Below are 23,798 nucleotides of genomic sequence, written 5' to 3'. Positions count from 1 at the left end.
TCCCTGACAGGGCGGCCCGGACCGGGCCCGCTTAACGGCGCAGGCGGCGGCATGGGAATCCATGCCGCCGCCTGCGCTTTGTTGAGGGCTGCTAGTCGACCTGCGGGCTCAGCGTGACGTTTTCGCCGTCCACGCGGAGGGAAGCGCTGAAGGTGAAGGGCTCATCGGCCACCAGCGGGCTCTTGTCGCCGCTGAAGAGGTCCACCTGGGTGGCGGTGACCTGCGCGGTGCCGCTCAGCGGGCTGAGCACCCAGGCGCCCTCAGCCTGGGTCAGTTCAACGTCGGGGTAGTCGGTGATGCTCCACCTGATTGGCTGGTCCACCCGGTTGTTGGTGAGGTGGTAGAACGGGCAGCCCGGAGGCGCCAGACGGTCAGCGGCCGTGCAGCCGTCGAGGAACTCGCGGATACCGGCATCAATCTTGGAAACCAGTTCCTTGGTTGCCTCCGGCACGAGGGTGAGCTGCGGCTCGGCGTCGTCCGACACCAGGACCTCCCGCTCTGCGGCGGCCAGGTACTGGCTGTCATAGGAGGCCGTCACCCGCGACGCCGGGAAGGCGGCGAACGTATTGGCGCCCTCCGGGAGCGTTACCCGGACCCCGTTGAGGGTTGCTTCCCGCAGCGCCGGAGCATTTACCTGAACGGTCGGCAGCGTGGCCGGCACAAAGTCCCAGGTGTCGAAGAAGAGCCAGCGTTTGCCGGTGTTTTCCAGCACGAACCTGGTTGTTCCCTCGGCCTCGCCGTAGGCGTAGTCCACCGCAACCTCGACGCGGTTCCCGCCGATCTCCTCGGCGTCGCCGATTTCACGCACCTGCTGCCCCTTCACGGAGGCACGGAGGGCATCGCCGTCCAGCAGTGCGGCGTTGGCCTCGGGGACCTGCGCGTTGAGCATCCCGAGTGCCTGTTCGCCCTCGCCGTCGGCCAGCTTCTGCAGATAGCTCTCGACGTGTTTCTCGGGGCCGTACGTCTTGGCGTTGACGAAGTAGATCACGACGACGGCGGCCGCGATGGTGAGCATGAGGGCAAGCAGCCAGGCGGCTACTGCCTTGATTACCGGTGATGTTCCCTGCACTGCTCTTACGTTACCTGCCCGGACGGACGAAGGCCGGATCGGTTTCCCGTCCGGCCTTCGTGTCAGCTGCCCTGGAGGAGGGCTGTGCCAGTTGTCCCGCTGCTAGGACGCTGCCGCCGGGACGGTCTCGTGTGCAGCGGCGATCTCCTCGGCACGGGCAGCATTGGCTTCCTCGGTCAGCTCGGCGCCCGCTGCGGCGTCGCGTGTGAGGTTTTCACCGGTTTCCGGGTCGAAGAGGTGCACTTTGCGGGTGTCCAGCCACAGCTCGGCGTCGCGTCCGCCGCGGATCCGGCTGGCGGCGTCGAGCGTCACCACCACCTGGGGGCGCAGCTCGTCGGCGTCCATGTCCCGGGCCAGGTTGTTCAGCAGCTCGCGTACCTCGGGGGTGGGGTCGAAGTGGATGTACCCGTACTGCTCGTTGCCCAGCCACTCCGTGTGCGTGATCGGTGCCGTGAACGTGGAACCGTGCTGCAGCTTGCTTTCCTCCACCAGGGAGGCATCCTCGAAGAACTCCGGGCGGATGCCCACCAGCACAACCTGCTTGCCGGCGGCCTTTGCGGCCTTGTCTTCGGGGACGCGGATGTCGCCGACGGCGGTCTTCAGCACCCCGTTCTCCAGCGTTGCAGGCAGGAAGTTCATGGAGGGGGATCCGATGAAGCCGGCCACGAACAGGTTGATGGGCTGTTCGTAGAGCTCGCGCGGGGAGGCGACCTGCTGCAGGATGCCCTTCTTCAGCACCGCCACACGGTCACCGAGCGTCATGGCCTCGGTCTGGTCGTGGGTCACGTAGACGCTGGTGGTGCCCAGGCGGCGCTGCATCTGCGCAATCTCCGAACGCATCTGGCCGCGCAGCTTCGCGTCCAGGTTCGAGAGCGGCTCGTCGAAGAGGAACGCATCGGCCTGCCGGACGATGGCGCGGCCCATGGCCACCCGCTGCCGCTGGCCGCCCGAGAGGTTGGCCGGCTTGCGGTCCAGGTGGTCCGTCAGTTCCAGCGTTGCGGCGGCATCGGTCACGAGCTTGCGGACCTGCTCGTCGTTGTACTTTCCCTTGTTCAGGCGCAGCGGGAACGCGATGTTCTCGTAGACCGTGAGGTGCGGGTAGAGCGCGTAGTTCTGGAACACCATGGCCAGGTTGCGGTCACGCGGTGCCTTGTCATTGACGCGCTCTCCGTTGATGAGCAGATCACCGGAGGTGATGTCCTCCAGCCCTACGATCATGCGCAGCAACGTCGATTTTCCGCAGCCCGACGGGCCCACCAGGATGATGAACTCGCCGTCGGCAATGTCCAGGCTGACATCGTTGACGGCCGGAAAACCGTCGCCGTACTTCTTGACGAGGTTCTTGAGGGTGATAGATGCCATGGTTAGGGATCCTTTTCTTCAGTCCGGGTGCCGAAAGGGAACTAGCCCTTGACGGCGCCCTGGGTTAGGCCGGAGACGATTTGGCGCTGGAACGCGAGCACCAGGACAACTACGGGAATGGTGACGATGATCGCCGCGGCGGAGATGGCACCGGTGGGCTCCTCGAACTGTGAAGCGCCGGTGAAGAACGCCAGGGCTGCCGGTACCGGCCGCGCCGCCTCGGTGGAGGTCAGCGATATGCCGTACACGAAGTCATTCCAGGCGATGAAGAACGCAATGATCGCGGTGGTGAAGACGCCGGGGGCGGCCAGGGGAACGATGGCCTTGCGGAACGCCTGCCACGTGGTGGCGCCGTCAACCTGGGCTGCCTGCTCCAGCTCCCACGGGATCTGCCGGAAGAATGCCGCCAGGGTCCAGATGGAGATCGGCAGCGTCAGGGACAGGTAGGGGATGATGAGTCCGGGCCACGTGTCGTAGAGCCCGATGTTGCGCCAGAGGTTGAACAGCGGGGTCACGATGGAGATCACCGGGAAGATCGAGACACCCAGCGCCGTGGTCAGCACCAGTTTCTTGCCCGGGAAGTCCAGGCGGGCAATTGCATAGGCGCACAGGGTGGCCAGGATGACCGCGATGAAGGTGGCGATCAGGCAGATGCCGATGGAGTTGCGCAGGCTGCTCAGGAACAGCCCCTGCGCGTCGCCGACGAGGATCTGCTCGTAGTTGCTCCATGACCAGTTGGTCGGGAGGAAGGTCCCGGAAGTCAGGTCGCTGGGCAGCTTGAACGAGGTGGCCAGGATCGATGCCACGGGGAACAGCGCGTACAGGACAACCAGAACCGAAATAATGGTCCAAATTGTCCGCCGTTTGGCAGGTGAGGACTTCACTTATTTACCCCCTCGTGCGCCGGAAAGGTCTACTTTGAACAGTTTGATGGCGATGAAACAGATGATGATGACGCAGATGAACAGCAGCACCGACACGGCCGAGCCCATGCCGATTTCCAGGCGGGTAATCGAAGTCCGGTAGGCCAGCAGCGAAAGCACCTCGGTGCCGTACGCGCCGTTGGTCATGATGTAGACGTTGTCGAAGATGCGGAAGGCGTCCAGTGCGCGGAACAGGACGGCGACCATGATGGCGGCCTTCATGTTCGGGATGATCACCTTGGACATCCGCTGCCACCAGGACGCACCGTCAACCTCTGCCGCTTCCGTCAGCTCGCCCGGAACCTGGGCCAGGCCCGCCAGCAGCAGCAGGGAGATGAACGGGGTGGTCTTCCAGATTTCCGAGGCCATGATGACGGACAGTGCCGTCCAGGTGTCGGCGAACCAGTTCAGGTCCGAGTCGATACCGGGCACCCAGTTGAACCAGCTGTTGATGTAGCCGGAGTTGATGTCGAAGGCATAGAACCAGGCGAAGGCGGAAACCACGGTGATGATGCCGTACGGCACGAGGATCGCGGTGCGCAGCCAGCCGCGGACGGCCTTCAGCGCGCTGTTCATCACCAGGGCCAGTGCAAAGCCGAGAATCAGCTCGACGACGACGGTGATGACCGTGATCAGCACCGTCACCCCCAGGTCCCGCCAGAACAGGCCGTCCGAAAGGATGGTCGCGTAGTTGCCCAGTCCCACGAACTCCCGGTCCGCCGGGGCGGTCAGGCGGTACTTGAACAGCGATTCCCAGAGCGCCAGGAGGATCGGATAGGCGGTGACCGCGAGCATGATGATGAAGGCGGGCCCGGCGAGCCAGAAACCCAGCCGCCGCTCCGCTTTGGCGCGGTCACTGAGGGGCTGTTTGGACGGAGTGGGCTTGGCCGGGGCGTCCCGGACCGCTTCGACGGAAGTGCTCACAGCAGTTTCTCCCCTCTAAGGACTGCGAGAATGAATTCCTGGCTCTCGGCCGGGGTGGTATCGGGGTTGACGTCGCTCGGCGGAGTCCAGGTCTGCTGGATGCCGGTGGAGATCTCGTTGTAGTAGGGGGTCTGCGGCCGGGGCACGGCCAGTTCCAGCGAGTCCCGGATGACCGGGGCCATCGGGAATGTCTCTTCGATCCCCGGAGCGTTGTAGGCCTCTTCGTTCGACGGCGGGTTGCCGTTGGTGGTGAAGTACTGGGCCTGGTTCTCGGGCGAGACGATGCATTCGATGGCCTCGAACGCCAGGTCGGGGTGCTCGCTGTTGGAGCCCACACCGAGGTTGATGCCGCCCAGCGGGGGAGCCGTATCCTCGCCCTCGTTCATGGCCGGGTAGAGGGCCCAGCCGATGTCGTCGATGAGGGACGCAGGCAAGGCACCCTCCTCGACCGACGCGTTGGTGGCCGGCCAGACGAAGGGATAGTTGACCATGAACGAACCCTGGTCACCCTGGAACTGGATCATGGAGGTGTTTTCCGTCTGGGTGGGCAGTCCGGGACCGCCCAGGCCCTCCTTGCCGATCGTGGAGACAACCTCTGCTGCCTGCTTTCCGGCCTCGGTGTCGAGACCCAGCTGCAGGTCATCCGCCGACGCGTCCGGATTCTGCACGATTTCACCGCCGGCAGACGCCACCAGGGCGTTCACCCACACGGTCATGGACTCCGCGCGGGCGCCCTGGACGCCGATGTATTTATCCTGGCTCTGCGCGGCATCGATGATCTGGTCCCAGGTCACCGGCTTGGTCATGTCCAGTTGTGCAGCCTCGGCCACGGATTTGCGGTACCAGAGGATCTGGGTGTTGGCCCAGAACGGTACGGCCACCACTTTGTCTTTCCACTTTGCGCCGGCCAGGGCGCCTTCCAGCACACCCTCCGTGGTCCGCTCCGCTACGTCATCGGGTACGGGTGCCAGGTAACCCGGCTCCGCGTACTCGGGAACGTTGGGTGGATCCAGGCTCATGATGTCCATGCTCTTGTCCCCGGCAGCGAGGCGCCGGGCCAGCTGTTCGCGCTGGGAGGCGGCATCGTTCGGCAGCAGGGAGGTCTCGATGGTGTACGCGCCCCCGGAGGCATCGCTGCACTGCTTCGCCAGTTCGGCCTGCCCGCCGGCATCCGGATTGATGTACCAGGTCAAGGTGGGTGCTGCGCCCTCGTCGGATCCGCAGCCGGTCAGGAGGGTTGCGCCCAAGGCCAGAGCAACGCCGGCCGCAGCCCGTGCCCCTTTCCGGGTACGACCCCAGTATCTTGCGTCGTTTGGCATCGGTACTGTGCCTCCACCTCGTCGTAAGTGTCCCCTGCGGCGTTGCCTGAGACGGGCCACACACTAAGCAGCCTTCAGTTTGACCATATGCCTTGAACGTAATTTACGCCACATTCCTGCCGGTCAAACCGGGCGTTTCATCAGGTCAGCAGGGCTGCGGCCAGGACCAGCACGGGCAGCGAGGCAATGGTGGTGAGCAGCACGGTGTCCTTGGCCACCAGCACGCCTTCTTCGTAGCGGGCAGCAGCAACGAAGACATTCTGGGCGGTGGGAAGGGCAGCGGTGACCACGACGGCGAAAAGCAGGTGTCCTTCCATCCCCAGGATGAAGCGGGCCAGCAGGAAAGCCAGCAGCGGTTGGACAAGGAGCTTGAAGGCAGAGGCGAGAATGACGTCGGCCCGCCTGCCGCCGTCGGCATTCAGGGGCCGCGACCCCACCAGTGAAAGCCCGAAGGCAAGCAGCATGGCGGGAACCGCTGCACCGCCGATCAGGGACACCGGTTCATGGATGATTTCGGGCAGCTGCGTGCCGGTGGCGGCCAGGAGCAGGCCGATCAGCGAGCCGACGATTATCGGGTTGCGGACCACCTGTACGGCGAAAACCCGGACTGAGGTCCGCCTGCCGCTGGTGGCCGAATCCATCATCATCAGGAAGAGCGGGGTGAAGAAAGCGAGCTGGAAAATCAGCACGGGTGCGATATAGGCGGCGTCCCCGAGGACGTACACGCAGATGGGCAACCCAAGATTGGCGGCATTGACCAGGGACGAAGACATGGCCGAAATAAGCATTTCCGGCAGCGGCCGGCGCAGCCACCAGCGGGTAATGAGCACATAGAGGACCGCCGTGGCCCCGGCGCTGGCGGCGGCCACCAGCAGCGGAAACGAGAAGACAGTGGGCAGGTCCGCATCGCTGAGGGTAACGAGCAGGAGCGCGGGCGATGCAACGAAGAACGCCAGGCGGCTCAGTACGGTCTGGGCGTTTTCCCCAAGTATGCCGAGCCGGCCGATGGCATACCCGGTAAGGATGATGATCCAGACAACGGCGAATCCGGTGAGTACCCCCAGCACCGGATGCTGCTATCTGGCTTCGGCTGCGGCGCCCGGGTTGCCGGCCATGACCTGGGTGTTGTCCAGGGCCAGCGGAGGACGCTCGGTGCCTTCCGTCACGGCCTCGGCCGGGTCCGTCCCCAGTTCCAGGATCCGGTTGGCGGAATCAACGTGGACAACCGTCGGCACGAAGGAGCGGGCCTCATCGGTGGTCATATCGGCATAGGTAATGAGGATGACCGTGTCGCCCACATGCACCAGGTGGGCCGCTGCACCGTTGATGCCCAGCACCCCCGAGCCGCGTTCGCCGGCGATGGTGTACGTCTCAAGCCGGGCGCCGTTGTCGACGTCGACGATCGAGACGAGCTCGCCGGGCAGGATGTCCGCGGCTTCAAGGAGGTCAAGGTCAACCGTCACGGACCCCACGTAGTGCAGGTCGGCATGGGTCACCGTGGCGCGGTGGATTTTGGACTTAAACATTTTCCGGTTCATCGCGGCTAAGTCTACGCCGAATACCCCGGACTTTGAGCCGGGGGTTGACACGCTGACAGCGAAAGTGCTGGTGCAGCACAGCGCAGGGGGAGGGGTGGAGTCTTGCCCCGAAGTGGAGCGGGCGACGGGAATCGAACCCGCGTATCAAGCTTGGGAAGCTAGCGCTCTACCATTGAGCTACGCCCGCAGTGTCCGGAAGGAATCCGGCACAGCTCCTAACTTTACATGGAACCCGCCGGTTGCCTAATTCGTTTGCCGGTGCTGCCGAAAGGTTTCCGGACGGGTTGCCCAAACACCGGCCGGCCTAGTCTTCGGAGCCCTCGCCGGGTTCGGAATCGGCGCCGGCGCGGGCCCGCTCCACGAGTTCGCGCCACCTGCCCTTGACCTGCCGCTCCGGGATGGTGACGGCGGCCGGGCCCACGGAGATCTCATACGTGAACCGGTCCGGTTCGCTGTCCGGGGCTTCGGGCGGATCGCTGAGGAGCGGCAGCCACCGCTCCTGTGCCTCTTCGGAGCTGACCTGCGTGCTCCAGGTGCGCTGCATGCCCGCAAAGCCGCCGCTGCGCACTACAACCAGTCTCATACCAAGACGTTAACCTCTTTCCATGCGGCCTGCACAGCAGTACTTTCCTCCGTCCCCGCTCCGTACCGTTTTTCCGCTGCGGTGACCGTGGCGGCGGCGAAGACGGCGAAGGTGGCGTCGGAGGGAAAATTCCGTTCGGTGATGGTGTCGTACCAGATCTGGCCGGCGCGTTCCCAGGCATACCCGCCCAGGGCTTCAGCCACCAGGTAGAAGGCGCGGTTGGGGATTCCGGAGTTGATGTGGACACCGCCGTTGTCCGCCGCGGTCTTCACGAAGTCAGCCATGGACGCCGGCTGCGGATCCTTGCCAAGCACGTCGTCGTCGTAGGCAGTGCCCGGTGCCTTCAGGGACCGCAGTCCCTGCCCCTGCACCAGGTCCGTGAACAGGCCCTCGCCAACCAGCCAGCCGGCCTGGTCCGCTGTCTGTCGCAGCAGTTTCTGCTCGACCAGGACGCCGAAGACATCCGCTACTGATTCGTTGAGTGCCCCGGACTGGTCACGGTAGTCCAGCTGCGCGGTGTACTGGATGATTCCGTGGGCCAGCTCGTGGCCGATCACGGTGAGGGATTTGCTGAAGCGTTCAAACACCTCGCCGTCGCCGTCTCCGAGCACCATCCGGGAACCGTCCCAGAAAGCGTTGTCGTAGGCGTGTCCATAGTGGACGGTGGCCTCCAAGGCCCGCCCCGCGCCGTCGAGCGAGGAACGTCCATAGGCATCGCTGAAGAGACGGTACGTGGCGCCGAGGCCGGCATAGGTTTCGTCCACCGCCGGGTCGCCCGTGTCCGGTTCGCCCTCGGTCCGCACTACCGTGCCGGGCAGTTCCTCCAGGCCCAGGGCATCGGAGATGGTGCGGCGCAGGGACGGGGTAAACGCCGTGCCTGATCCGCGGGACGGCGCAGAACGCGGCGCCGAGCGCGCGGATTCCACGCTGTTGATCCCGGTCAGGGCGCGGCGGGCCGCCTTCGCTGCCGTTGCCTTTGCAGGGTCTTCGGCGGCGGCCAGGCGGGCAAGCAGATACGGCGGAACGATGGAACAGATCGAAGAAGCAACGCTTGAGTTGGTCACGGTACAGCCCTCCCTCTGTTGTGAGGTTCCCCAGCGTAGGCCCCGGCACTGACACTGCAAGCGCTAGGCCTGCAAAAACGGCATCAAATGGCCATAACGCAACCTAATCGGCTGTTTTCGAGCCTTCTACGGCTGGATCAGTCCTGTTCCGTGCCGGCCGGGTCCTGTGCCTGCGCGGCGGCCTTTTCGGACGCCTCGACAAGTGAAGCCACAACGTCCGGGCCGATCTCCAGCCCTACTTCGTGTCCCGGGTTGACGGACATGCCGTATCCCGGGGCAATGCTGCGGATGGTGGCTTCGCCGCTGGCCTTGACGACCACCGGTGCTGCTTCGCGCAGCTGCGCGGGGATGCGGTCCGCGGAGGTGAAGGTGGCAGCCACGGAGTAGTCGGCGTCCGGGGCCTTCAGGACCACTGCCTGGAAGGTGGAGGGATCGTCGGCCTTCGTCAGGCGCCCCACGCTCAGCAGTTCCGACGTCCAGATGACGGACATGACCTCGCGGTTGGTGAGCCTGCCCTCACGGCCGGCGGTGATGGCTTCTTCAAGCGCGGCGCCGGGCGTTTCGACGTCGTCCTGGGCCAGCGGCATTGTCGGGATCTCGGGGGTGTTGTCCGGTTCCATGGGGACTCCTTCTCAGGGCTCGGTGCCAAAACCCCAAGTCTGGCATATGGAGCGGATACCGTGGTGGGCATGAGTCCGAACGAGAACACCCGCAGCCTCGAAGCAGGCATCGAGCGGGACTTCAGCGACAAGATGAGCTACGGGTCCTACCTTGCCCTGGATGAACTGCTATCCGCACAGCATCCGGTGAGCAGCCCGGAGCACCACGACGAGATGCTGTTCATCATCCAGCACCAGACCTCGGAACTGTGGCTGAAGCTCGTCCTGCATGAGTTGCTGGCCGTGCGTGCACGCCTGGCGGCGGATGACCTGCGTTCGGCCATGAAGGGAATTGCCCGGATCAAGCACATCCAGCGCTCGCTGACTGAACAGTGGTCCGTGCTGGCGACGCTGACCCCGTCCGAGTACTCCGAATTCCGCGATGACCTGGGCGCCTCGAGCGGCTTCCAGTCCTACCAGTACCGTGCCGTCGAGTTCCTGCTGGGCAACAAGAACGAGGCAATGATTGCGGTGTTTGCGGCAGACCCCGCCGCTCAGGAGCTGCTGTCCGGCCTGCTTTCCGAAACCAGCATCTACGACGAGTTCATCCGCTATCTTGCCCGCCGCGGCTATGCCGTGGCGCCGGAGCTCCTGGACCGCGACGTGACGCAGGCACATGTGTATGACGAGTCACTGCTGGCGGTCTACAAGTACGTCTACGAAAACGCCGCCGGGAACTGGGACGTCTATGAGGCCTGTGAAGAGCTGGTGGACCTCGAGGACAATTTCCAGCTGTGGCGTTTCCGACACCTGAAAACCGTGGAACGCACCATCGGCATGAAGCGGGGCACGGGCGGTTCCAGCGGTGCCGGCTTCCTGCGGCGTGCCCTCGAACTGACGTTCTTCCCCGAGCTCTATGCGGTGCGGACCGAAATCGGCCGCTAGGGGCATGCGCTATTTTTGAAGAGTGCTGATTTCTGACCGCGACATCCGAGCCGAGATTGCCGACAACCGGATTGCCCTGGACCCCTATGACCCCGCCATGGTCCAGCCTTCCAGCGTCGATGTGCGCATCGACCGCTTCTTCCGGCTATTCGACAACCATAAGTACGCCCACATCGACCCCTCGCAGGACCAACCTGAGCTGACCCGCCTGGTGGAAGTGGATCCGGATGAGCCGTTCATCCTCCACCCCGGGGAGTTTGTCCTGGGTTCCACCTACGAGCAGGTGACCCTGCCGGACGATATCGCCGCGCGGCTGGAGGGCAAGTCCTCGCTGGGCCGGCTTGGGCTGCTGACGCACTCCACGGCTGGCTTCATTGATCCCGGCTTCTCCGGCCACGTCACGCTGGAGCTTTCCAACATGGCAACGCTGCCCATCAAGCTGTGGCCCGGCTCCAAGATCGGCCAGCTGTGCTTCTTCCGGCTCAGCTCCCCGGCGGAGCACGCGTACGGCTCGGGCCGCTACGGCAACCGGTACCAGGGCCAGCGGGGCCCGACGGCGTCGCGCAGCCACCTGAACTTCCACCGCACCGATGTCACTGCTGCGTCGAATGACGAGGACACGGCGGGCGTCAGCGCCTCCTAAGGGCTGGCGAGGAGGGGGCGGCACCGTCCGGCTGTAGGGCCTGGCGGAGGCGGCTTTAATATTCCAAGCGAGCTCTGCGAGCGAAGGAATTTCGTTGCCGCCGGAGCCAGGCCCGTAGGCCGGTCCCGGAGCCAGGCCCGTAGGCCGGTCCCGGAGCCAGGCCCGCGAGCCCTACTCCTTACCGACGGGCAGAGCGGTCCGTGCAGCGGGGGACCGGACCGGGAGCAGCACCAGCAGGCCGATCAGCAGCACGGCCATGATGCCGATGATGCCGTACCGCTGGGAGCCGAAGATCACGATGCAGGTGGAGAACAGCATGGGGGCCAGGAAGCTGACCGCCCGTCCGGTGGTGGCATAGAGGCCGAACAGCTCGCCTTCCTTCCCTTCGGGGGCGAGCCTGGCGAGGAACGCCCGGGACGCGGACTGGGCCGGGCCCACGAACAGGCACAGCAGCAGGCCGAAGATCCAGAACGTGGTGTCGCCGGTCCACTGCAGTCCAAACAGGTCCTGGTCATCCGGGCCCAGGACCACAATGGCCGTGCCGGCAAGGATCAGTCCGATCAGCGAACCGACGATCACGGCCTTGGGGCCGGAGCGGTCATCGAGGAAGCCGCCGACCACGGACCCGGCGGCGGCGACCACGTTGCCGAAGATGGCGAACATAATCACCTCTGACAGTTCCCAGTCGAAAGTGCCGGACGCGATAACGCCGCCGAAGGTGAACACTGCCGCCAGGCCGTCGCGGAAGACGGCGCTGGCGAGCAGGAAGTAAATGGTGTGGGGGTCGGTCCGGAAGAGGGCCTTGATGCGCTGGAAGAGGAGCTTGTAGGACGCAAGAATCCCCAGCCGTGCCAGCGCCTCCTGCCGGGGAACCTCGGGCACGGTGAACATCAGCGGCAGGGCGAACAGCAGGAACCAGACGGCGGAAAACAGTGCAACGAAGCGGATGTTCATTCCGTCTTCGGAGGTGACGCCGAACCAGCCGACGTCGGGCTGCACAAAGCCCACGAGTACCAGCGCCAGGGCAGCGATTCCGCCTACATAGCCCATGGCCCAGCCCAGGCCGCTGATTTTGCCGACGGTAGCCGGTGTGGAGATCTGGCTGAGCATGGCGTTGTAGTTCACGCCCGCAAATTCGAAGAACAGGTTTGCCGCGGCGATCAGTGCCACACCCAGGATCAGATAGTCGGGCGACGGGAAGACGAACCAGCACGACGCGACCAGGGCGCAGGTCAGCAGGGTGTTGACGGTGAGCCAAGTGCGGCGGCGTCCACCCGCGTCCGACCGTTGGCCGGTGACCGGCGCGAGGACGGCCACGGCGACGCCGGCAAGGGCGAGGCCGGCGCCGAGGACGGCGGAGTTCTCGTCTTTATCCCCGAATTGGGCGGACGTCAGGTAGACGGTGAACACAAAAGTGGTCATCACTGCATTGAAGGAAGCGGACCCCCAGTCCCAGGCAGCCCAGGCCGCCACCTGTTTCCAGCGTGCAGGTGCGGAGGCGCGCGGCGCGGGGACACCCGGAGACGTATTTTTTGTGCTGAGACTCATGCCGCTGAGCCTAGCGGCTGCCGCGGCCCGGAACGGTATTCAACCCCCAAAACGCCGGTGGCCGGTTCCGGTGCAGAACCGCCCGAATAGGAGGGCGTAGGTATGCCATGGGTAGAATGTACATACGACCTTGACCGCCCCCCTTGATAACTGCAGCCAAAATCAGGCTGAAACATCGACGAAAAAGCCCGGGAGATCATAGTGCTGTTTGTGCTCACCGTTTTGTTTACGGTGGCATTGGTTGCGCCCTTGGTGTTCCGCAAAGTCGGCCGGTCGGCGTTCTACATCCTCGCGGCCTTCCCTGCCGCCGCGTTCATTTGGCTGATAGCCACTTTCCCCCGGTACACCGGTGCAGACCAGACGCTGGCCTCCGGCGCCCCGAACGCGCCGCCGTCGGTCACCATTGCCTGGATTCCCGACCTCCGGGTGGAACTGGCCTTCCGGATGGACACCCTTGCGGCCGTGCTGTCCATCCTGATCCTCGGCGTAGGCGCCCTGGTCCTCTTCTACTGCGCCCGGTACTTCCGGCCGAATGACCCGAAAATGGGCAGCTTCGGTGCCCAGCTGCTGGCGTTCGCCGCCGCCATGTTCGGCTTGGTTACGGCGGATGACCTCATCCTGCTGTTCATTTTCTGGGAACTGACCACCATCCTTTCCTACCTGCTGATCGGGTACTCGGCGCACCGGCTCTCTGCCCGCCGCGCGGCCCTGCAGGCACTGATCGTCACCACCTTCGGCGGCCTGGCGATGCTGGTCGGCATGATCATGCTCGGCACCGCCGCAGGGACGTACCGGATTTCGGAAATCCTGGCGCAGGCACCGGAACTGGTGAACGCCGGGACGATGGTCAACGTTGCCATCGCCCTGCTGCTGGTCGGCGCCGTCTCCAAATCCGCCCTTGTGCCCTTCCACTTCTGGCTGCCCGCCGCCATGGCGGCACCCACCCCGGTCAGCGCCTATCTGCATGCCGCCGCGATGGTGAAGGCCGGCATCTACCTCATCGCCCGGCTGGCCCCCGGCTTCTCCGAGACGCTGCTGTGGCACCCCATCGTGCTGCTCCTGGGCCTGACAACCATGCTGCTGGGCGGCTGGCGCGCCCTGCGCCAGTACGACATCAAACTGATCCTCGCCTACGGCACGGTCAGCCAGCTCGGTTTCCTTACCCTGGTGGTGGGCCTCGGCAGCCGGGAGGCCGCAGTCGCCGGGATGGGCCTGCTCCTGGCGCACGGCTTCTTCAAGGCGACCCTGTTCCTGGTGGTCGGGATTATCGACCACCAGGCCGGCACCCGGGACATCCGCAAACTCTCGGGAATCTTCCGGGCAGCACCGAAACTGGCCGTCGTCGCCGTCATCGGTGCGGCATCCATGGCAGGCGTGCCGCCGCTGCTGGGCTTCGTGGCCAAGGAATCGGTCTATGAGACCTTCGTGCATTACGGCGAGCAGCAGGGCACCATCGCCGCCTGGCTCCTGCTGGCCGGCGTGGTGACCGGTTCCATCCTCACCTTCGCCTACAGTGCCCGCTTCATCTGGGGCGCCTTTGCAGCCAAGGAGGGCCGCACACCTACCCCGTTCAAGGCGGTGTCCTGGTCCTTCCTCGCCGCTCCGGCGATCCTGGCCGGTGTCACAGTACTGTTCGGGCTCTGGCCTGCACCGCTGGATTCTGCGATTGCGTCCTACGCGGATCTCTTCCCTGCCGAAGGCAAGCCCACCCACCTGGCCCTCTGGCACGGCCTGACCCCGGCGCTGGGCCTGACCGTGCTCACCCTCGGGGTCGGCGTCGTCCTGTTCCTGCTGGCCCGGCAGGTAGAGGACCTCCAGCGGGATGTCGCCTTCCCGGTCGACGCCGAGCGGTCCTACCGAGGCGCCATCGGGGTACTCGACGACGTCGCCGTGTGGGTTACCGGGCGCACGCAGCGCGGTTCGCTGCTGTTCTACCTGTTCGTCATCCTGACCATGGCGATCCTGACGCCGCTGACGGCACTGATCCTGCGGTCCGCGCCCCTGCCGCAGGACTTCCGCTGGTTCGATACTCCGCTGCAGGCCGTGATCGGCGCCGCAGTGGTCCTGGGCGCGGTTGCCGCTGCCCGCGCGACGAAGCGTTTCCTGGCCGTGCTGATGGTGTCCGTAAGCGGTTACGGCATTGCGCTGATCTTCGCGCTGCAGGGAGCCCCGGACCTGGCCCTCACCCAGATGCTCGTCGAAACCATCGTCCTGGTGGCGTTCGTGCTGGCCCTGCGGTCCCTGCCGGCCCGCTTGTGGAAGCGCGAGCCCAAGCGCCACCGCTTCCTGAGGGCCATGCTGGGCATCGCCTTCGGCGCCAGCATGGTCGTGTTCGCCATGACCGCGATGGCTTCCCGCGTGGCCACGCCCGTATCCCTCGACTTCCCGCAGCTGGCCTACGACGGCGGCGGTGGTTCCAACATTGTCAACGTCACCCTGGTGGATATCCGTGCCTGGGATACGTTCGGTGAAATCACCGTGCTGGCCATCGCGGCCACGGGCCTTGCCTCCCTGATCTTCGTCCGCGGACGCGGCGACAAGCGGCGCCGGGCCGAGGGCGTGGCCAGCGGTTCCGTGGACCGGGGGCGGGAGCAGTTTGCCCCCACTGCCCGGCGACAGGCCACCCTCGTTATGGCCCGCAGGTTCTCCAGCGTGGGCCGTGACGCCTGGCTGGTGGCCGGCCGGACGCTGGCGCCCGAGCGCCGGTCCATCATCTTCGAGGTGATTACCCGGCTGCTGTTCCACTCCGTCATCCTGTTCTCCGTCTACCTGCTGATTGCCGGCCACAACCTGCCCGGCGGCGGGTTCGCCGGCGGGCTGATGGCCGGGCTGGCGCTGACCATCCGTTACCTGGCCGGCGGCCGCTTCGAGCTGGCCGAAGCCAGCCCGGTCAGCGCCGGAGCGCTGCTGGGCGGCGGCTTGGGCGTGATTGCCCTGTCCGCTGCGGCGCCGCTGTTCTTCGGCGGGCAGATCCTGCAAAGCGCAATCCTCAAGTTCACCTGGCCGATCTTCGGGGAGGTCAAATTCGTCACCTCCACGATCTTCGACATCGGCGTGTACCTGGTGGTGGTGGGGCTGGTGCTGGATGTCCTGCGCAGCCTGGGCTCGGAGATCGACGAGCGCAGCGAGGGTGATGCCGACGATGAGGACGACGACGAAAACACTGTGGAGGAACCGGAAATCATCGACGTTGCCGCCCGTCCCGAAGAGGAAGAGGTGTCACGGTGACTGTTAACCTCACCCTCCTCGTGGTCATGGGGTGCCTGTATGCAGCCGGCATCTACCTGCTGCTTGAGCGGAGCCTGACCCGGGTGGTGCTCGGCCTGGCCATGCTCACCAATGCAACGAACATCCTGCTGCTCGCCACCGGCGGGCCGGCGGGGCTCGCACCGATCTTCAACAAGGACATTGCCGCGGATGCCTACAACGATCCGCTGCCGCAGGCCTTCATCCTGACCTCGATCGTCATTTCCTTCTCGGTCACCGCCTTTATGCTCGGCATCATTTACCGGTCCTGGGTGCTGGGCCGGCAGGACGAGGTCCAGGACGACGTTGAGGACCGGCGCGTGGCGAGCCAGAGCAGCTTCGACGCCGAAGATGACGCAGACGTCCCGGAGGACACCACGGAATTCACACCGCCGGAGGAAGCCGAAGAGGCTCCCGGCTCCCAGCGCGGCAACACACCAAACGAACCGGAGGTGAACCGATGAACACAGCCAGCCTTGCACCGCTGGCGGTGGTGCTCCCGGTCTTCGGTGCCGCCCTCGCGTTCATCCTGATCCGGCACCAGCGCGCCCAGCGGGTAGTCAGCATCAGCATCCTCAGCGGAACCCTGATCCTGGAAATCGTCCTGCTGGGCTCCGTCTGGACGGCAGGCGCGCAGGCCGTGAACCTGGGTGCCTGGCTTCCACCGTTCGGCATCACCATGGTGGTGGACCAGTTCTCCGCGTTGATGCTGGTGGTCTCTTCGGCGATCAGCCTCTCCGTGCTGATCTATGCCGCCGGCCAGGGCATGGCCGACGGCGACGAAGACGGACCCATTTCGATCTTCCACCCGACCTACCTCATCCTGGTGGCAGGCGTTTCCAATGCCTTCCTCGCCGGGGACCTGTTCAACCTGTACGTGGGCTTCGAAATCCTGCTGACCGCCAGCTATGTCCTGATGACCCTCGGCGGGACAACGCCGCGGATCCGCGCCGGCGTGACGTATGTAGTGGTCAGCGTGGTGTCGTCGCTGCTGTTCCTGATTTCCATTGCCATGGTCTACGCGGCCACCGGCACCGTGAACATGGCCGACCTGGCCCTGAAGCTCGGCGAGCTGGATCCGGCGACCCAGCTGATGCTGCACCTCATGCTCCTGGTGGCATTCGGCATCAAGGCCGCCATTTTCCCGTTGTCCTTCTGGCTGCCGGACTCCTATCCCACCGCACCGGCCCCGGTCACCGCTGTGTTCGCCGGCCTGCTGACCAAGGTGGGTGTGTATGCCATGGTCCGCACCGAGACCCTGCTCTTCCCCGGGGACAGGATCAACACGCTGCTGATGGTGGTGGCGGGGCTGACCATGCTGGTGGGCATCCTGGGTGCCCTGGCGCAGACCGACATCAAACGTATGCTCTCCTTCACCCTGGTCAGCCACATCGGCTACATGGTGTTCGGCCTGGCGATTGCCTCCGTGATGGGCATCGGTTCCACCGTGTTCTACGTGGTGCACCACATTACGGTGCAGACTTCGCTGTTCCTGGTGACGGGCCTGATCGAACGCCGCGGCGGAACCGCCAACATGGACCGGCTCGGCGGGCTGGCACGGCTGTCGCCGCTGCTGGCGGTGCTGTACTTCATTCCCGCCATCAACCTGGCCGGCATCCCGCCGTTCTCCGGCTTCCTGGGCAAGCTCGGCCTGATGCAGGCGGGCGTGGACCTCGGCACTCCGCTGGCCTACGTCCTGGTGGGTGCAGGAGCCGCCACCAGCCTGCTGACCCTGCTGGTCATGGCCCGGGTCTGGAACCGCGCATTCTGGCGTACCCCCGAGGATGCCGTGCACCCGGATCCCATCCTGCTGGCCACCAGCACCGACGGCTCCAGCCTGCGCAGCTCCGAGCATGTCATCGAGCATGCCACGGGACGGTTCTCCGGCAGGGAGTCCGTGGACCTGCTGCCCCGGACCATGGTGTACCCGACCGTGGGCCTGGTTGCCCTCGGCGTCGCCCTGACCGTGGCAGCCGGACCGCTGTTTTCCCTCAGCGACGACGCCGCCCGGGACCTGCTGGACCGCACCCCGTACATTGAAGCGGTACTGGGCGAGGGGGCAGCACAATGACCAAGGAAGCACGCATGCGCAGCCGGTCCCGCGTTCCGCTGCTGCAGGAACTGCCCCTGCTGATCTGGCTGGTGTTCCTGTGGGGGGCGCTGTGGCAGGACTTCAGTGCCGGGAACCTGGTCTTCGGGGCGGTGATCGCCTTCTTCGTGGCGAACATCTTCTACCTCCCGCCCGTGGAACTCAGCGGCAGGTTCAACCCGCTCTACGGGCTGCTCTTCGCCGGACGCTTCCTCTACAAGCTGGTGCAGGCCAGCTTCCACGTGCTCTGGCTCGCGCTAGTCCGCGGCCCGCGGATCCGCAACGGGGTCATCGGGGTGAAGCTGCGCAGCCGCTCGGACCTGCTGGTCACGGCCACCGGCCACGTGCTCTCCCTGATCCCCGGCTCGTTGATTGTCGACGTCGACCGTTCCACCTCGACCCTGTACCTGCACGCGCTGAACGTGTCCACAGCGGAACAGGCCGAAAAGGTGCGGGCCGATGCCCTGGACGCCGAGGCCTGGTTGATCCGCACCCTGGGAACCAAAGAGGAGCTGGCCGCCCTGCGCGCCGAAACCGCTGAAACACGGAAACGAAAGATTGGAGGCCGGGCATGATGAGCGCAGCTGTGGTGGCCGTGTCCGTCATGTTGGCAGTAGCCGGCGCCGGCGCCATTTACCGGATTGCCCGGGGCCCCTCGATCCTGGACCGGGTACTGGCCTCGGACGTGCTGCTGGCCATTGTGGGTGCGGCCCTGATCACGGACATGATCGTTTACCGCAACCTGGACTACCTGGCCCTGGTGGTCGCTATCTCCCTGATCGGCTTCATCGGCTCCGTGACCGTTGCCCGATTCGTAACGGACAGGCGGTAGCACCATGGAAGAGACCGTCTATGACGTGATCACAGCCGTGCTGATGCTCGGCGGCGCCCTGATGTCCCTGGCCGCCGCCATCGGCCTGATCCGATTCCCCGACCTGCTCAGCCGCATGCACGCAGCCACCAAACCCCAGGTGCTCGGGCTCCTGCTGTTCCTGCTGGCCATGGCCGTGGAATTCCGCAGCTGGAAGCTGCTGCCGATCCTGTTCGTGGCCTGGATCTTTATGCTCCTGACCGCACCGGTCTCGGCCCACATGGTGGGCCGCGCCGGTTACCGGACCAAGCACCTGCGGCCCGAACTGCTGGTCATCGACGAACTGGACGACGTCGTCGAGCGTGCCCAGCGACTGCTCCGGGAAGCGGAAGAGGAAGTGCTCGAAGACGAGGATGACGATCCGCGCGTGGACGACGATCCGGGGCACAGCTACACCGGGGAGCTCGACGACGACGAGATGCTGCGCGCCCGCGGAACCGGCGCAGGCGGGGCGTTAAACAGCGACGCCCAGCGCCCGGGGAAAAACCCCGAGGGCTGAGCGCGGCTCCTCCGCCAAAGGCGGAGGCTTCGATAATCGAAGGCTTAGACGATTTCCGGCGTCTTCTGGTAGCGCTGGATGGCCCGCTGCGTGCCGCGGTTGGTCAGCACGCGGATGACCTGGCTGACGGCACCCGAAACCACGGCGAACGCCACGGCGGAACGGAGGCTGTTTTCCAGGCTGCCCTCGGCATCCTTCGGCGGCTCGTTGCCGGTGGCCTTGGTCCAGGCGAAGTCCAGCACCTTGGCGGCGACGATTCCGGAGAGGATGCTCGCTCCGGTTCCGAGCAGTTTGAGGATCAGGTTCATGAATACTCCTAGCTTCGGGCGTTTTTCCTAACCCTACGGTACCTGTTTGCCCGTCGCCGGATCAGGAACACGTGTGTAGAGTGGAACCGCAAACATACGACAGGGGAGCGCCGTCCCGCAGCAGGTCTTCGGACCGCGAAGGACAAGGCGCTGAGAGTGCGGATATCCGCAGACCCTCGAACCTGATCCGGTTAGTACCGGCGAAGGGAGTCGAGAACTCAGGGAAATTCCCCGTTGGCCGGCAACGGCCCGCGGGGAAGCGCGCCGGTTTACCGGTGCAGCATCACCCTCCCCTCCTGACCTCAGGAGGATATTCATGAAAGACCAATCCGCAGCACCCGACCGCACCCGGCCCGCAGCCCCAAGGCGTTCCTGGCGGGTGGTGGACATTGTTGTTGCCTCCGTGCTCGCGGTGGCCGTGGGCGTGATTTTCTGGGCCTGGTCCCTGGGCTACGCCGGGATCAGCGTACTCACCGCGGCGTTTCCGCCGCTCGCCGGGCTTTACACCGGCGGCTGGCTGATTGCCGGGGTGCTGGGCGGGCTCATCATCCGTAAACCCGGCGCGGCGATCTACTGCGAGATGCTGGCATCCGCCGTGTCAGGCGTGCTGGGCACGCAGTTCGGCCTCTCCGTGCTGCTTTCGGGCTTCCTGCAGGGCCTGGGCGCCGAGCTGGTGTTCCTGCTGTTCCTGTACCGGCGGTTCTCCCTTCCCGTGGCACTGCTGGCCGGGCTGGGGTCCGGCCTGTTCCTCGGCCTGAGCGAAAACGTCCTGTACAACGTGGAATGGGCTGCACAGTGGCAGCTGCTGTACATGCTGCTCACCTGCGTCTCGGGAGCGGTCATTGCCGGCGGGCTGTCCTGGCTGGCGGTCCGCGCGCTGGCACGGACGGGTGCCCTTGCACCCTTCGCGTCGGGTCGGACAGGAACGGCGTAACGGTGCTGTTCGGAAAGAAGGGCGGGAGACGTCCGCCTGCAGCAGCGGCTTCCATTCCGTTGCGGGACGCCGCCCCGGGCTCCCGACGCCGGCCCCGCCCGGCCGCCGTCGCAGCCCGCGGCTGGGGCTGGCAGCACGGGGGACGGACCGGCTCGGCGGTGTCGGGCCTGGACCTGGTGATTTCCCCGGGTGAGCGGGTGCTGCTGCTGGGTGCGTCCGGCGCCGGAAAATCCACGTTCCTGCACGCCCTTGCCGGTGTCCTCGGCCCGGATACCGGCGGGGAGGAACAGGGGTTCCTGACGCTCGACGGCGTCCATCCCGCGAACGCCCGCGGACGGACCGGGCTGGTCCTGCAGGACCCCGACTCCCAGACCGTCCTGTCCCGGGTCGGAGACGAAGTGGCCTTCGGCGCGGAGAACCTGGCCGTTCCGGCGGCGGAAATCTGGCCGCGGGTGCATGCGGCACTGGCCGACGTCGGACTGGAGGTTCCGCTGGACCGCTCCACGGCCGCGCTCTCCGGCGGACAGAAGCAACGCCTGGCCCTCGCGTCAGTGATGGCCATGGAACCGGGCCTGCTGCTGCTCGATGAGCCGACGGCCAACCTGGACCCGGACGGCGTGGTGGAAATCCGCGACGCCGTGACCCGGGTGTTGGACCGCACGGGTGCCACGCTCATCGTGGTGGAGCACCGGGTGGATGTCTGGGCCGGCGTTGTGGACCGCGTTGTTGTCCTCGCCGCCGGCGGCGGCGTGCTGGCGGACGGTTCCCCGGAACAGGTACTGGGCAATCCCGCGCACCGCAGCACCCTGGCGGAGTCGGGTGTCTGGCTGCCCGGTACCAGGCCGGAAATTCCTGGCGGACCCTGGGCGCCGGCTGCGGCCGGTCCCCGGCTGCTGGAGGCCCGCGGGCTGGCCGTTGCGCGTTCGCTCCGCGGTCCCGCCGTGCTCACCGGAGCGGACCTGAGCCTGGACGCCGGCACCGCCGTCGGGATCACCGGACCGAACGGTGCAGGCAAATCCACGCTTGCCCTGACTCTCGGCGGCCTGCTCCGGCCAAGGGAAGGAACTCTCACCGCGGCCCCGGCCCTGGCCGGCGCGGCCCGCCCGGAACCCGGCCGCTGGACCTCCGCGCAGCTGGTGGACCGCATCGGCACCGTCTTCCAGGAACCCGAGCACCAGTTCCTGGCCAACACCGTGCTGGACGAACTGGCCTTCGGACCGCGGCGGCTGGGCCGGGAGACGGACGCGCAGGTGCTGGCACGGGTGCACCACCTGGCGGAACGGCTCCGGCTGGACAAGCTGCTCGAGGCCAACCCGTTCACGCTTTCGGGCGGGGAGAAACGCCGGCTGTCCGTGGCAACCATGCTTGCCACGGAGCCGTCCATCCTGCTGCTGGATGAGCCGACCTTCGGACAGGACGCCCGCACCTGGGCAGAACTGGTGGCCCTGCTGCGCGGCCAGTTGTCGGAAGGGCGCTGCGTGGTTTCCGTGACGCATGACGCCGAGTTCATCGAGGCGCTTGCCTCCCGGAACCTCCGGGCGGCGGGCGGGGTGCTCACCCCTGGTGTTCCGGCCGGTGACGCCGGAACGGCACGCGACGTCCGGGTGCGGCGATGAGCGCTGCAGCTGCCGCGGCTCCAATCCGCCCCGCCGGCACGTTCCTGGCCCGCGCCAACCCGCTCTCCAAGCTTGCCGCGGCTGTGCTGCTGACCCTGGCAGTACTGGTGACGGTGGACTGGGTGAGTGCCGCCGTCGTCCTCACCGCCGAACTGGCCCTGCTGCCGCTGCTGCACATCCGGATCGGAACGCTGGTCCGGCGGATCTGGCCGCTGCTGGCCGCGGCGCTGATCGGTGCGTGGGGCACGGCGCTGCTGGCGGAAAAGACCGGGACGGTGCTGCTCGAGGCCGGGCCGCTGGTGTTCACCTCCGGCTCCGTAGCGGCGGGCATCGCCATCGGGCTGCGAGGCCTGGCGATAGCCCTGCCGGGAATCTACCTGCTGGCCACCACTGATCCCACGGACCTGGCCGATGCCCTGGCCCAGAAACTGGGGCTGCCGCACCGCTTTGTCCTGGGCGCGTTGGCGGCCATGCGGCTGGTGGGGCTGCTGGTGGAGGAATGGCGCACCATCGGACTGGCCCGGCACGCCCGCGGTGCGGGACCGGATGCCGGGGGAGCGGCCCGGCTGCGCGGGTTCGCGGGGCAGTCCCTCGCGCTGCTGGTGCAGGCGATCCGCCGGGCCACCCGCCTTGCGACGGCAATGGAAGCGCGCGGCTTCGGGGCCGCGGAACGGACCTGGGCTCGAACGTCGACCTTCAGCAGGGTGGACGCCGCGGTGTTCGGGGTGGGGGTGGCCGTGTCCGCCGCTGCCGTGGCAGGCGCGGTGGCGGCCGGCACGTTCAACTTCATCCTGACCTGAGGCCTCCCGGCCCGGCCGGCTCAGAGGGCCGCGTCCGCCAGCTTGGTGAGTTCGGCGTTCAGGACCTCGGAGAAGGGCAGTTCCCTGCCGTCGATGGAGCGCACCGGCACCAGCAGCCGGATGCTGGACGCCAGCCAGACGCCGTCGGCCGCGAACAGGTCTTCGGGCACCAGCGGCCCGTATCCCAGTTCCCAGCCGGCGGCTTCGGCCGCACGGAAGAGGGCATCCTGCGTGGTTCCGGCCAGGATGCCGCTCCTGCGCTCCGGAGTGAGCAGGGTGCGCACGCCGTTGCGTTCGCGGGCCAGCACCACGGTGGACGTGGGCCCTTCGAGGACCTTGCCGTCGGAGGAGGTGAAGATTGCGTCATCGGCGCCGTTCGCGCGGACGTGGCGCAGGGCCGCCATGTTCACCGCGTAGGAGAGTGTCTTGGCGCCGAGCAGCAGCCACGGAGCCCGGGCCGCCGCCAGGCTGTCATAACCGCGGTCCAGGAGCAGGACCTTGATGCCCTCCATACGCTGCCGTGAGGCATCGGCGGCAGGGGTGACCTGCACCCACGCCGTGGGCGTGCCGGCGCCCTCGACGCCGCGGGTCACCACAAGCTTCACCGCCGCCCGGGCAGGGGACCCGGTGCCGGCGGTTTCCGCCTCCGCGTGCAGGGCGAGCGCGGTGGCAATGGCCCGTTCCCAGGCGCCGCGCGGGGGAATCTCCAGTTCCAGCAGCCGCGCAGAGGACGCCAGCCGGTCCAGATGGGCATCCGGCTTGCGGGGCACGGAATCCACGGCCAGCAGCGATTCGAAGATCCCGTCTCCGCGGGTCACGCCCAGATCATTGATCATCAGCTGGGGGACTCCGGCGTCGGCCGGGCGTCCGTCGGGAAAGGCGGAATCCAGGAAAACCAGAACAGTCATGGGCCCAGCC

23 protein-coding genes, 1 tRNA gene, 1 pseudogene and 1 riboswitch are annotated in these 23,798 nt (G+C 66.3%); of the genes and pseudogenes, 11 read left to right on the top strand and 14 right to left on the bottom strand.

All coding sequences use genetic code 11. From position 1 onward, the window contains the following. Window positions 1-91: 91 nt before the first annotated feature. The 11 genes from NNX35_RS03370 to NNX35_RS03320 form a co-directional block, all read right to left on the bottom strand. The gene (locus tag NNX35_RS03370; RefSeq protein WP_255866972.1) at window positions 92-1,069 is read right to left on the bottom strand and encodes a hypothetical protein; all 978 of its coding nucleotides are present in this window, start codon (window positions 1,067-1,069) and stop codon (window positions 92-94) included. A gap of 102 nt (window positions 1,070-1,171) precedes the next feature. Beyond that, on the bottom strand, window positions 1,172-2,431 hold the full coding sequence (locus NNX35_RS03365; RefSeq protein WP_255866971.1) for an ABC transporter ATP-binding protein: 1,260 nt from the start codon (window positions 2,429-2,431) through the stop codon (window positions 1,172-1,174). 41 nt (window positions 2,432-2,472) lie between these two features. Further along, window positions 2,473-3,315 (bottom strand): carbohydrate ABC transporter permease, encoded by an 843-nt coding sequence (locus NNX35_RS03360; RefSeq protein WP_255765114.1) that lies wholly within the window; start codon window positions 3,313-3,315, stop codon window positions 2,473-2,475. Continuing rightward, on the bottom strand, window positions 3,316-4,278 hold the full coding sequence (locus tag NNX35_RS03355; RefSeq protein ID WP_255765113.1) for a carbohydrate ABC transporter permease: 963 nt from the start codon (window positions 4,276-4,278) through the stop codon (window positions 3,316-3,318). After that, the gene (locus tag NNX35_RS03350; protein WP_370646937.1) at window positions 4,275-5,597 is read right to left on the bottom strand and encodes an extracellular solute-binding protein; all 1,323 of its coding nucleotides are present in this window, start codon (window positions 5,595-5,597) and stop codon (window positions 4,275-4,277) included. The genes NNX35_RS03355 and NNX35_RS03350 overlap by 4 nt, the downstream gene beginning before the upstream one ends. A gap of 140 nt (window positions 5,598-5,737) precedes the next feature. Then, window positions 5,738-6,664 (bottom strand): AEC family transporter, encoded by a 927-nt coding sequence (locus NNX35_RS03345; protein WP_255866969.1) that lies wholly within the window; start codon window positions 6,662-6,664, stop codon window positions 5,738-5,740. A gap of 9 nt (window positions 6,665-6,673) precedes the next feature. After that, window positions 6,674-7,135, bottom strand: a complete 462-nt coding sequence (gene panD / locus NNX35_RS03340) for an aspartate 1-decarboxylase (protein ID WP_227919251.1) — start codon at window positions 7,133-7,135, stop codon at window positions 6,674-6,676. 113 nt (window positions 7,136-7,248) lie between these two features. Then, window positions 7,249-7,322 (bottom strand) — tRNA-Gly (locus tag NNX35_RS03335). Between the two features lie 117 nt (window positions 7,323-7,439). Next, window positions 7,440-7,718: a protealysin inhibitor emfourin gene (locus NNX35_RS03330; RefSeq protein ID WP_255765110.1), complete on the bottom strand. Its 279-nt coding sequence runs from the start codon at window positions 7,716-7,718 to the stop codon at window positions 7,440-7,442. Further along, window positions 7,715-8,782 carry a M4 family metallopeptidase gene (locus NNX35_RS03325; RefSeq protein ID WP_255866968.1) on the bottom strand — a complete coding sequence of 356 codons (1,068 nt, stop codon included), beginning with the start codon at window positions 8,780-8,782 and terminating at the stop codon, window positions 7,715-7,717. The genes NNX35_RS03330 and NNX35_RS03325 overlap by 4 nt, the downstream gene beginning before the upstream one ends. 137 nt (window positions 8,783-8,919) lie before the next feature. Continuing rightward, window positions 8,920-9,402: an SseB family protein gene (locus NNX35_RS03320; RefSeq protein ID WP_255866967.1), complete on the bottom strand. Its 483-nt coding sequence runs from the start codon at window positions 9,400-9,402 to the stop codon at window positions 8,920-8,922. 69 nt (window positions 9,403-9,471) lie between these two features. Between NNX35_RS03320 and NNX35_RS03315 the strand changes: the two genes are divergently transcribed. Next, complete coding sequence (locus NNX35_RS03315) at window positions 9,472-10,326, top strand: tryptophan 2,3-dioxygenase (protein WP_255765107.1); 855 nt, start codon at window positions 9,472-9,474, stop codon at window positions 10,324-10,326. Window positions 10,327-10,348: 22 nt separating this feature from the next. After that, a complete protein-coding gene (gene dcd / locus NNX35_RS03310) occupies window positions 10,349-10,969 on the top strand; it encodes a dCTP deaminase (RefSeq protein ID WP_227919236.1) in 621 nt (206 codons plus the stop codon). 171 nt (window positions 10,970-11,140) lie between these two features. Here the strand turns inward: dcd and NNX35_RS03305 are convergent, their stop codons facing one another. Next, window positions 11,141-12,517 carry an MFS transporter gene (locus NNX35_RS03305; protein WP_255866966.1) on the bottom strand — a complete coding sequence of 459 codons (1,377 nt, stop codon included), beginning with the start codon at window positions 12,515-12,517 and terminating at the stop codon, window positions 11,141-11,143. A gap of 201 nt (window positions 12,518-12,718) precedes the next feature. On the opposite strand from NNX35_RS03305, the gene NNX35_RS03300 reads away from it, so the two are divergent. The 6 genes and pseudogenes from NNX35_RS03300 to mnhG form a co-directional block, all read left to right on the top strand. Beyond that, window positions 12,719-15,745: a Na+/H+ antiporter subunit A gene (locus NNX35_RS03300; RefSeq protein ID WP_255866965.1), complete on the top strand. Its 3,027-nt coding sequence runs from the start codon at window positions 12,719-12,721 to the stop codon at window positions 15,743-15,745. After that, a complete protein-coding gene (locus NNX35_RS03295) occupies window positions 15,742-16,227 on the top strand; it encodes a Na(+)/H(+) antiporter subunit C (protein WP_255765104.1) in 486 nt (161 codons plus the stop codon). The genes NNX35_RS03300 and NNX35_RS03295 overlap by 4 nt, the downstream gene beginning before the upstream one ends. Further along, entirely contained in the window at window positions 16,224-17,834 is a 1,611-nt protein-coding gene (locus NNX35_RS03290; RefSeq protein ID WP_255765103.1) for a Na+/H+ antiporter subunit D, read from the top strand. The genes NNX35_RS03295 and NNX35_RS03290 overlap by 4 nt, the downstream gene beginning before the upstream one ends. Further along, window positions 17,831-18,427 carry a Na+/H+ antiporter subunit E gene (locus NNX35_RS03285; protein ID WP_255765102.1) on the top strand — a complete coding sequence of 199 codons (597 nt, stop codon included), beginning with the start codon at window positions 17,831-17,833 and terminating at the stop codon, window positions 18,425-18,427. The genes NNX35_RS03290 and NNX35_RS03285 overlap by 4 nt, the downstream gene beginning before the upstream one ends. Further along, the gene (locus NNX35_RS03280) at window positions 18,424-18,684 is read left to right on the top strand and encodes a monovalent cation/H+ antiporter complex subunit F (protein ID WP_227919225.1); all 261 of its coding nucleotides are present in this window, start codon (window positions 18,424-18,426) and stop codon (window positions 18,682-18,684) included. Before NNX35_RS03285 ends, NNX35_RS03280 begins: the two co-directional genes overlap by 4 nt. Window positions 18,685-18,688: 4 nt before the next feature. Continuing rightward, a pseudogene (gene mnhG / locus NNX35_RS03275) lies at window positions 18,689-19,057 on the top strand (monovalent cation/H(+) antiporter subunit G); the annotation flags it as partial. A gap of 209 nt (window positions 19,058-19,266) precedes the next feature. Here mnhG and NNX35_RS03270 read toward each other — a convergent pair. Next, window positions 19,267-19,530 carry a DUF4235 domain-containing protein gene (locus NNX35_RS03270; RefSeq protein ID WP_227919224.1) on the bottom strand — a complete coding sequence of 88 codons (264 nt, stop codon included), beginning with the start codon at window positions 19,528-19,530 and terminating at the stop codon, window positions 19,267-19,269. 91 nt (window positions 19,531-19,621) lie between these two features. Then, a riboswitch (TPP riboswitch) is annotated at window positions 19,622-19,756 on the top strand. Between the two features lie 90 nt (window positions 19,757-19,846). Between NNX35_RS03270 and NNX35_RS03265 the strand changes: the two genes are divergently transcribed. The 3 genes from NNX35_RS03265 to NNX35_RS03255 are packed head-to-tail and all read left to right on the top strand — an operon-like array spanning window position 19,847 to window position 22,880. Then, window positions 19,847-20,464: an ECF transporter S component gene (locus tag NNX35_RS03265; RefSeq protein ID WP_255866964.1), complete on the top strand. Its 618-nt coding sequence runs from the start codon at window positions 19,847-19,849 to the stop codon at window positions 20,462-20,464. Between the two features lie 2 nt (window positions 20,465-20,466). Beyond that, a complete protein-coding gene (locus NNX35_RS03260; RefSeq protein WP_370646935.1) occupies window positions 20,467-22,080 on the top strand; it encodes an ABC transporter ATP-binding protein in 1,614 nt (537 codons plus the stop codon). Beyond that, window positions 22,077-22,880 (top strand): energy-coupling factor transporter transmembrane protein EcfT, encoded by an 804-nt coding sequence (locus tag NNX35_RS03255; protein WP_255866963.1) that lies wholly within the window; start codon window positions 22,077-22,079, stop codon window positions 22,878-22,880. The genes NNX35_RS03260 and NNX35_RS03255 overlap by 4 nt, the downstream gene beginning before the upstream one ends. Before the next feature lie 20 nt (window positions 22,881-22,900). Here the strand turns inward: NNX35_RS03255 and NNX35_RS03250 are convergent, their stop codons facing one another. After that, on the bottom strand, window positions 22,901-23,788 hold the full coding sequence (locus NNX35_RS03250; protein WP_255866962.1) for an aminodeoxychorismate lyase: 888 nt from the start codon (window positions 23,786-23,788) through the stop codon (window positions 22,901-22,903). Window positions 23,789-23,798: the final 10 nt, after the last annotated feature.

This window comes from Arthrobacter sp. zg-Y844 (assembly GCF_024385465.1).
GTDB lineage: Bacteria > Actinomycetota > Actinomycetes > Actinomycetales > Micrococcaceae > Arthrobacter_B.
This window is presented reverse-complemented; position numbering and strand designations above follow the sequence as displayed.